Source organism: Nocardioides malaquae (assembly GCF_015070385.1).
Classification (GTDB): domain Bacteria; phylum Actinomycetota; class Actinomycetes; order Propionibacteriales; family Nocardioidaceae; genus Nocardioides; species Nocardioides malaquae.
Map to the genome: position 1 here is coordinate 1 of NZ_JADCSA010001361.1, position 230 is coordinate 230.

The following is a 230-nucleotide window of genomic DNA, read 5'->3' on the forward strand; positions in this document are numbered from 1 at the left end:
GTTGCTGGCCTTAAAATTGTAAAGCCCCTTGAAACTACCTATCATATTTTTAAACGTAACGGTCGGTATAAAATTAAAATCACCTATTGGTTTGAAATGCAAACCAGTTTTAAAGGGAATTTATATGCACAAGAAGAGGAGGGAATAACCGAAGTAGCTTGGCTTAATACTCAAGAAATTGAGGAGGCGTTACAAAATTCTTATGCCAATATTCAATCTTTAGTTATGTA

At 33.9% G+C, this 230-nt stretch carries 1 protein-coding gene; it reads left to right on the top strand.

Features of this window, described 5'->3' with window-relative positions:
• Nucleotides 1–230, top strand: a 230-nt coding sequence (locus IEQ44_RS18825) for an NUDIX hydrolase (protein ID WP_227487737.1), incomplete at both ends; no start/stop codon positions are given.